This window comes from Kitasatospora sp. NPDC053308, assembly GCF_055585785.1.
Window position 1 is genome coordinate 208,053 of sequence record NZ_JBVJJY010000014.1, and the last position, 8,454, is coordinate 216,506.

Genomic DNA, 8,454 nt, shown 5'->3' on the forward strand with positions numbered 1-8,454 from the left:
CCCGGGCGCGGAGGGGGCCGGCCGTACCGGTCCCCTTCGTCCGCATTCGCCCGGCGCGGTGGGACAAGGTGGGACAAGCAGGTGAACTACCGGTGGGTAGCGGGGCCACACGCTGAGACGGGACCGAGGCGGAGGTGGCCCCGGGAGCCCGGGCGGTTAGGCTCTGGTCCGTAACGACTCCGCAATCGTCCTGGCGACAGCACCACCGTCAGCCGGACCCTGCTTCCGCAAGGAGATGCTTCGTGCCGTCCATCGATGTCGTCGTAGCCCGTGAGATCCTCGACTCCCGCGGCAACCCCACGGTCGAGGTCGAGGTCGGCCTCGACGACGGCAGCACGGGTCGTGCCGCTGTCCCGTCGGGTGCCTCCACCGGTGCCTTCGAGGCGCTGGAGCTGCGCGACGGTGACAAGAACCGCTACTTCGGCAAGGGCGTGGAGAAGGCCGTCCTGGCCGTCATCGAGCAGATCGGCCCGGAGCTGGTCGGCTACGACGCCACCGAGCAGCGCCTGATCGACCAGGCCATGCTCGACCTGGACGCCACCCCGGACAAGTCCTCGCTCGGCGCCAACGCCATCCTCGGCGTCTCGCTGGCCGTCGCGCACGCCGCCTCCGAGGCCAGCGACCTGCCGCTGTTCCGCTACCTGGGCGGCCCGAACGCGCACGTCCTGCCGGTCCCGATGATGAACATCCTCAACGGCGGCTCGCACGCGGACTCCAACGTCGACATCCAGGAGTTCATGATCGCCCCGATCGGCGCGGAGTCCTTCTCCGAGGCCGTCCGCTGGGGCGTCGAGGTCTACCACACCCTCAAGGGCGTGCTGAAGGAGCGCGGCCTGTCCACCGGCCTCGGCGACGAGGGCGGCTTCGCGCCGAACCTGGACAGCAACCGCGAGGCTCTGGACCTGATCACCGAGGCCATCCAGAAGGCCGGCTACGTGCCCGGCCGGGACATCGCGCTGGCCCTGGACGTCGCCGCCTCCGAGTTCTACCAGGACGGTGCCTACCAGTTCGAGGGCAAGGCGCTCTCCTCCGCCGAGCTCATCGAGTACTACGCCGGGCTGGTCGCCGCCTACCCGCTGGTCTCCATCGAGGACCCGCTGGACGAGTCGGACTGGGACGGCTGGAAGGCCATGACCGACAAGCTGGGCGACAAGGTCCAGCTGGTCGGCGACGACCTGTTCGTCACCAACCCGGCCCGCCTGGCCAAGGGCATCGAGACCGGCACCGCCAACGCCCTGCTGGTGAAGGTGAACCAGATCGGCTCGCTGACCGAGACCCTGGACGCCGTCGAGCTGGCCCAGCGCAACGGCTACCGCTGCATGATGTCGCACCGCTCCGGCGAGACCGAGGACGTCACCATCGCCGACCTGGCCGTCGCCACCAACTGCGGCCAGATCAAGACCGGCGCCCCGGCCCGCTCCGAGCGCGTCGCCAAGTACAACCAGCTGCTGCGCATCGAGGAGATCCTCGACGACGCCGCCGAGTACGCCGGCCGCGGCGCCTTCCCGCGCTTCCGCTCCGCGGAGTAGTCGGCACGGCGAGCACGAGGCCGAGCACCCGCGAGTAGCGCAAGCCTGACCGGTGCCCCGCCGTTCACCCCGTAGGGTGGACGGCGGGGCACCGTCGCGACCAGGAGGGGATACCGGAGATGGCAGGCTGGAGGATCCCGGGCTTGGCGGCCCGGCCTCGGTTCACGAGCCGGGCGACCGTCCTCGTCCTGGTGCTCTGCTCGCTGGTGGCGATCCTCGCCTACCCGACGCGGCAGTTCATCTCCCAGCGCGCCGAGATCTCCGCCCAGCGGGCGAAGGCCGACCACGCGCGCCAGCAGGTCGAGCAGTTGCGCCGGGACAGGGCCCGCTGGCAGGACCCGGAGTACGTCAAGGCGCAGGCGCGCGCCCGGCTGCACTACGCGGTGCCGGGGGAGACCCCGTACATCGCGGTGGACCCGGCCGGGCAGGACTCCGCCAAGCCGTCCTCGTCCGCCGTCGGCGCCCCCGCCACCGGTGCGGCCGCCGGGCAGGCGAAGGCCGCCAAGCCCTGGTACAGCAGCATCTGGGACTCGGTCGACGCCGCCGACACGGCCGCGCAGGCCCCCACCCACCCCCTTCCGCTCCCACCGTCCCCCGTTGGAGACACCTCCCCCCATGACCACTGAGAACCACCCCGCCGTCTCCGACGCCGACGTCGCGGCCATCGCCGCCCAGCTCGGCCGGGTGCCGCGCGGCCTGCGCGGCGTGGCCCACCGCTGCCCCTGCGGCAACCCTGACGTCGTCGAGACGGCCCCCCGACTGCCGGACGGCACGCCCTTCCCGACGCTGTACTACCTGACCTGCCCCAAGGCCGCCTCGCTGATCGGCACCCTGGAGGCGGACGGCGTGATGAAGGAGCAGACCGCCCGGCTCGCCGAGGACCCGGAGCTGGCCGCCGCCTACCAGAAGGCGCACGAGGACTACATCGCCCGGCGCGACGCGATCGAGGTGCTGGAGGGCTTCCCGAGCGCCGGCGGCATGCCGGACCGGGTGAAGTGCCTGCACGTGCTGGTCGGCCACTCGCTGGCGGCCGGCGAGGGCGTCAACCCGCTCGGCGACGAGGCGATCGGCATGCTGGAGGACTGGTGGGCCAAGGGCCCCTGCGTCTCCCCGGCCGAGGTCGAGGCGGCCGGTGAGCGGGTCGCCCGCAACCGCGCCAAGGAGCAGGACCACGAGGCCGTGATCGCCGCCAAGCAGCGGAAGGCGGCCGAGCGCGCCGCGAAGAAGCGCGCCGCCGAGGACGCCGCGGAGCAGGAGTCCGAGTGACCATGACCCGTGTGGCCGCGATCGACTGCGGCACCAACTCGATCCGGCTGCTGGTCGCCGACCTGGACCCGGAGACCGGCGAGATCACCGACCTCGACCGCCGGATGATCGTCAACCGGCTGGGCCAGGGCGTGGACCGGACCGGCCGGCTGCACCCGGACGCGCTGGCCCGCACCTTCGCGGCCTGCCGGGAGTACCAGGAGGTCATCTCCGGCTTCGGCGTCGGCCCGGAGCGGGTCCGCTTCGTCGCCACCAGCGCCTCCCGGGACGCCGAGAACAGCGACGAGTACGCCAAGGGCGTGCACGACATCCTGGGCGTCGAGCCGGAGGTGGTGAGCGGCGAGGAGGAGGCCCGACTGTCCTTCCTGGGCGCCACCAAGGAGTTGACCGGCGATCGGTTCCCCGGCCCGTACCTGGTGTTCGACCTGGGCGGCGGCTCGACCGAGTTCGTGCTCGGGACGGACGACGTCCAGGCGGCGCGCTCGGTGGACATCGGCTGCGTGCGGCTCACCGAGCGGCACTTCGGCGGCGCCGAACTGCCCTCCGCCGAGCAGATCGCCGAGGCCAGGGCGCACGTGCGGGCCGAGCTGGACAGGGCCGAGGAGGTCGTCCCGCTGACCGGCGCGGCCACCCTGGTGGGCCTGGCCGGGACGGTCACCACGGTGTCCGCGATCGCCCAGGGCCTGCCGGACTACGACTCGGCGGCGATCCACCACTCGCGGATCAGCCGGGAGCGGGTCGCCGAGATCGCGCACGAGCTGCTGGCCGCGACGCACGCCGAGCGCGCGGCGATCCCGTCGATGCATCCGGGCCGGGTCGACGTGATCGCGGCCGGAGCGCTGGAGCTGCTGGAGATCATGGAGCGCACCGGCGCCGCCGAGGTGGTCGTGAGCGAGCACGACATCCTGGACGGCATCGCCTGGGGTATCGCCCGCTGAGCCCTTGCGGGACTTACCCGACCGGCCCCGGCGCCCCTTTCGGGGAGCCGGGGCCGGGACGCGCCCGGGGCCGTGCGGAAAAGTTCGTGAATTTCTTCACATGGCGATCCGGCCATTCGTCGTACCGACCCGCCCGCTACGTCCGAATTGTGGGACCGAAGGCCCGCCGGGTACGGGGCCCGCTGGATCGCAGGCCAGGACTCGTCCGGGGTTTGAAAATCGAAATCACCTGCGGGAACCCGGGCCCTGTACGGATCGTTGCTGCTCAACGGGGTGGTGCCCCGGCGCACGTTCCCGGGGGGTCGCCAGGGGTCGGAGAGGTGAACACCCGGCCCGGATTTGTGGCCGCGCAGTGTAGCACGGGGGGTCCGTGAGCTTGTGACCGGGCTCACGAAGGCTGCTCCGGACGGTGCTGGATACTTTCGGATATGAGCACCACGGAGCGTCCTCGCATCCTCATTGTCGGCGGTGGTTACGTCGGCCTGTATGCCGCGATGCGCATCCTCAAGAAGATGCGCTACGGCGAAGCGACCGTCACGGTCGTCGACCCGCGGTCGTACATGACGTACCTGCCCTTCCTCCCCGAGGCGGCCGGCGGCAACGTCGCGCCCCGCAACCTCGTCGCGCCGCTGCGCAGCGCCCTCAAGCAGGCGGAGGTGCTGACCGGGTCCGTCACCGGCATCGACCACGCCCGCAAGGTCGCCACCATCCAGCCCGCGGCCGGCGACAGCTACGAGCTGCCCTTCGAGTACCTGGTCGTCGCGACCGGCTCGGTCTCCCGCACCTTCCCGATCCCGGGTCTGGCGGAGAACGGCATCGGCATGAAGACGGTCGAGGAGGCCATCGGCCTCCGCAACCACGTCATGGCCCAGCTCGACAAGGCCGAGTCCACCACGGACCCGGAGGTCCGCCGCAAGGCCCTGACCTTCGTCGTCATCGGCGGTGGCTTCGCCGGCATCGAGACGATCGCCGAGATCGAGGACATGGCGCGCGACGCGTCCAAGCTGTACCGGACCGTCAGCCGTGACGACATGCGCTTCGTGGTCGTCGAGGCCGCGAACCGCATCCTCCCGGAGATGGGCCCGGACCTCGGTCTGTGGACCAAGGAGAAGCTCGAAGAGCGCGACATCGAGGTCTACATCGAGACCTCCATGGACTCCTGCGTCGACGGCCACGTCATGCTGAAGAACGGCATGGAGATGGACGCCTCCACCATCGTGTGGACGGCCGGCGTGAAGCCCAACCCGGTGCTGGCCGACTTCGGCCTGCCGCTGGGCCCGCGCGGCCACGTCGACACCGCGCCGACCCTGCAGGTCCAGGGCTTCGACTACGTCTGGGCCGCCGGCGACAACGCCCAGGTGCCGGACCTCGCCGCGGGCGAGGGCGCCTGGTGCCCGCCGAACGCGCAGCACGCCTGCCGCCAGGCCGTCGTCCTCGGCGACAACGTGATCTCCGGCATGCGCGGCTTCCCGCAGAAGGAGTACAAGCACAAGAACCTGGGTGCGGTCGCCGGTCTCGGCCTGCACAAGGGCGTGGCGATCCTCTTCGGCAAGTACAAGCTGAAGGGCCGTCCGGCCTGGTGGTTCCACCGCCTGTACCACGGCGCGATGGTGCCGACCTTCAACCGCAAGGTGCGCGTCTTCACCGACTGGACCCTCGCGATGTTCCTGAAGCGCGAGATGGTCGGCCTCTCCCAGATGGAGAAGCCGCAGCTTCCGATCCAGGAGGTCACCCCGCCCACCAAGCCCGTCGAGGCCGCCAAGCCGGCCGCCGACAAGGAACTCGCGAGCAAGTAAGCGACTGAGACCCCGGTGTGGGAGCGCCGGGGTATGAGTCGGAGGCCCTCCGCCCGGCAGCGTTGCCGGACCACGACCTCCGTGGTGCTCAGCCGGCCCTGCGACCGGGCGGAGTACAGCAGTAGAAGAGCCCCTGCCGATGGTTCGGCAGGGGCTCTCTCTGTGTGTTCGTCCCGCCGCCCGCCTCCGGGCGGTCGGGATCCGTGGTCCGCCGGCCGGCCGCGGGTTCAGTCGGTCTTGATGCTCGACAGGATGTCCAGCCTGGACGCCCGGCGGGCCGGCCAGATCGCGGCCACCAGGCCGACCACCCCGGCCAGCGCCAGGAACAGCGCCAGCTGCCCGTACGGCAGGACGGTGGTCAGACCGGCCAGGCTGGACTTCAGGGTGCCGTTGATCGCCCAGGCGATGAAGCAGCCGAGCGCCAGGCCGATGCCGGCACCGAACAGCGAGATCACCACGGACTCCAGACGGACCATCCGCTTGATGCCCCGGCGGTCCAGGCCGATCGCCCGCAGCATCCCGATCTCGCGCTTGCGCTCGAAGACCGACATCGCCAGCGTGTTGATCACGCCCAGGATCGCGATCAGGACCGCCATCCCCAGCAGGCCGTACATCAGGTTCAGCGCGAAGGTGATGGTCTGGCTGAAGTCGTCGCGGACGTCCTGCCGGGACTTCACCTCGATCACCGGGTTGGCGCCGGTGGCGTCCTTGATCGTCTGCTTGAGCGTGTCCGTGGCGCCGTCCGCGCCCTTGACCAGGACGTCGGAGACGAACGGCTTCGGCTCGTGCTTGGCGATCTCGCTGTTGGCCAGGACGACCGAGCCGAGCATGCCGCCCTTCTCGTAGACGCCGCCGACGGTCAGCTGCCCCGTGGACTCGTCCGGGTAGGAGACGGTCAGCACCGAGCCGGTGGTGACCTTGAGCTCCTTGGCGGCGTCCTGGTCGACCAGCAGCTGGCCCTTGCCGAGGGCCGCGGTGGAGCCGCTGGTCAGCTTGACCCGGACGAGCTGGTCGAAGCTGTCCGCGTTCAGGCCGGAGACCGTCCTCCCGGCGCCGTTGAGCTCCAGGTAGGTCTTGGTCTGCGGCGAGGAGGCGGTCACCCCGGGGGACTTGGCGATCTGGGCGGACACCTGCTCGGAGAGGCTCATGTCGTTGGCGGCCCCGACGACGAAGTCGGCCTTCATCGAGCTGGTGACGGCCTTGTCCACCACGTCGCCCACCGAGGCGCCGATCACCGTGAGGCCGCTGACCAGGGTCAGGCCGATGGTGAGCGCGGCGGCGGTGGCCGCGGTGCGGCGCGGGTTGCGCACCGCGTTCTGCTGGGCGAGCTTGCCCGGGGTGCCGCCGAGGCCGCGCAGCAGCGGGCCGATCAGCGCGACCACCGGCCGGGAGAGCAGCGGCAGCAGGACGAACACGCCGACCAGGGCGAGGAGGGCGCCGATGCCGACCGGCATCCGGCCGCTGGTGTCGCCGGTGGAGGCACCGAGGCCGATCAGGGCCAGGCCGCCGGCGGCGAGCAGCGAGCCGATGGTGTTGCGGACCACCAGGCTCTTCTGGGAGGCGGGCTGGTCGCCGCTGCTCATCGCGGCCACCGGGGCGATCCGGGCGGCCCGCAGGGCGGGCAGCAGGGCCGACAGCACCGTCACCACGACGCCGACCACCAGGGTCACCACGACGGTGAGCGGCTTGACCACCAGGGAGCCGCTGGGCAGGTTCTCGTTCAGGGTGCCGAGCAGGGACTGCATCCCCGCGCCGATCCCGATGCCCGCGACCAGACCGGCCGCCGCCGAGGCGGTGCCGATCACCAGGGCCTCGACCAGCACCGAGCGGGTCACCTGCTTGCGGCTGGCGCCGATGGCGCGCAGCAGGGCCAGCTCCTTGGTGCGCTGGGCGACCAGCATGGTGAAGGTGTTGGCGATGATGAAGATGCCGACGAAGAGCGAGATGAAGGCGAAGACCAGCAGCATGGTGCGCATGCTGTCGGTGCCCTTGGTGATCATCTCCTGCTCGTCGGCCTTGAGCTTGGTGCCGGTCTCGACGTCGAACTGGTGGCCGGCGGGCACCTTGACCGTGGCCTGGGCGAGCAGCGCGTCCTCGGAGGTGCCGGGCTTGGCGGTGAGGACGATGCTGCTGTAGCGGCCGGGCTCCAGCAGCAGCTGCTGGGCGGTCGCCTTGTCGAAGAGGGTGAGCGTGCCGCCGGTGTTCACCACCGGGTCGTCGGTGGTGAAGACGCCGGTGAGCCTGGCCTCGATCACGGGGCCGTTGGCGGCCACCCGGACGGTGTCGCCGACCTTGTAGCCGGCCTTGTCGGCGGTCTTGCGGTCGAGCGCGATCTCCTTGCCGCTCTTCGGGCCCTGGCCCTCGGCCATCGGGTAGCGCGGGTCCTTGCCGTCCTGGCCGGGCGCGAAGTTGGCGCCCCGCGCGGCCCAGAACTGGCCGACCAGGTTCCCCTGGTGGTCGGCGACACCGGTGAAGCCGCTCACCACGCCGCGGGCGCCGGCGGTGCCCGGCAGGGCGGCCAGCTGCTGGACGGTGGCGTCGGTGAGCGCTGCGGAGTTGCTCTCGCCCTTCGTCTTGGCGCCGGCACCGGAGCCGGCCGTGCGGTCCACCACCTGGACCGAGACGTCGGAGTAGCTCGTGGAGTTGCTGTCCCGCATGGCCTTGCCGAAGGTGTCGGAGAAGACCATGGTGCCCGCCACGAAAGCGGTGCCGAGCATGACGGCGAGCGCCGTCATCAGCAGTCGGCCCTTGTGGGCCAGCACGTTGCGCAGTGCGGTGCGATACATGGGGTGTCCTGGGGAGTCGTGGGTCGGGCTGCGGGCCGGTGGGTCCGGGCTGGCGTGGTGTCAGCTGGTGCGGCCCTTGGCGTCGAAGCGGCGCATGCGGTCCAGGACGGTGTCGGCGGTGGGGTGGTGGAGTTCGTCG

Annotated in this window: 6 protein-coding genes and 1 pseudogene; 5 read left to right on the forward strand and 2 right to left on the reverse strand. The window is 71.2% G+C overall.

Annotated features, from left to right (window positions below; genetic code table 11):
• Positions 1–242 precede the first annotated feature (242 nt).
• From eno to ACZ6Y7_RS27475, 5 genes are all read left to right on the forward strand, one after another.
• Positions 243–1,529 carry a phosphopyruvate hydratase gene (gene eno / locus ACZ6Y7_RS27455; RefSeq protein WP_465760601.1) on the forward strand — a complete coding sequence of 429 codons (1,287 nt, stop codon included), beginning with the start codon at positions 243–245 and terminating at the stop codon, positions 1,527–1,529.
• A 143-nt stretch (positions 1,530–1,672) separates the two neighbouring features.
• Positions 1,673–2,155, forward strand: a complete 483-nt coding sequence (locus ACZ6Y7_RS27460; RefSeq protein ID WP_465760602.1) for an FtsB family cell division protein — start codon at positions 1,673–1,675, stop codon at positions 2,153–2,155.
• Positions 2,127–2,795 carry a DUF501 domain-containing protein gene (locus ACZ6Y7_RS27465; protein ID WP_465760603.1) on the forward strand — a complete coding sequence of 223 codons (669 nt, stop codon included), beginning with the start codon at positions 2,127–2,129 and terminating at the stop codon, positions 2,793–2,795. Before ACZ6Y7_RS27460 ends, ACZ6Y7_RS27465 begins: the two co-directional genes overlap by 29 nt.
• Positions 2,796–2,797: 2 nt before the next feature.
• Positions 2,798–3,733: a Ppx/GppA phosphatase family protein gene (locus tag ACZ6Y7_RS27470; protein ID WP_465760614.1), complete on the forward strand. Its 936-nt coding sequence runs from the start codon at positions 2,798–2,800 to the stop codon at positions 3,731–3,733.
• A gap of 428 nt (positions 3,734–4,161) precedes the next feature.
• Positions 4,162–5,529: an NAD(P)/FAD-dependent oxidoreductase gene (locus ACZ6Y7_RS27475; RefSeq protein ID WP_465760604.1), complete on the forward strand. Its 1,368-nt coding sequence runs from the start codon at positions 4,162–4,164 to the stop codon at positions 5,527–5,529.
• 227 nt (positions 5,530–5,756) lie between these two features.
• On the opposite strand, the gene ACZ6Y7_RS27480 is transcribed toward ACZ6Y7_RS27475, so the two are convergent.
• Positions 5,757–8,315, reverse strand: coding sequence for an ABC transporter permease (locus ACZ6Y7_RS27480; RefSeq protein ID WP_465760605.1), 2,559 nt, complete (start codon positions 8,313–8,315; stop codon positions 5,757–5,759).
• Positions 8,316–8,375: 60 nt separating this feature from the next.
• Positions 8,376–8,454, reverse strand: a pseudogene (locus ACZ6Y7_RS27485) (ABC transporter ATP-binding protein); the annotation flags it as partial.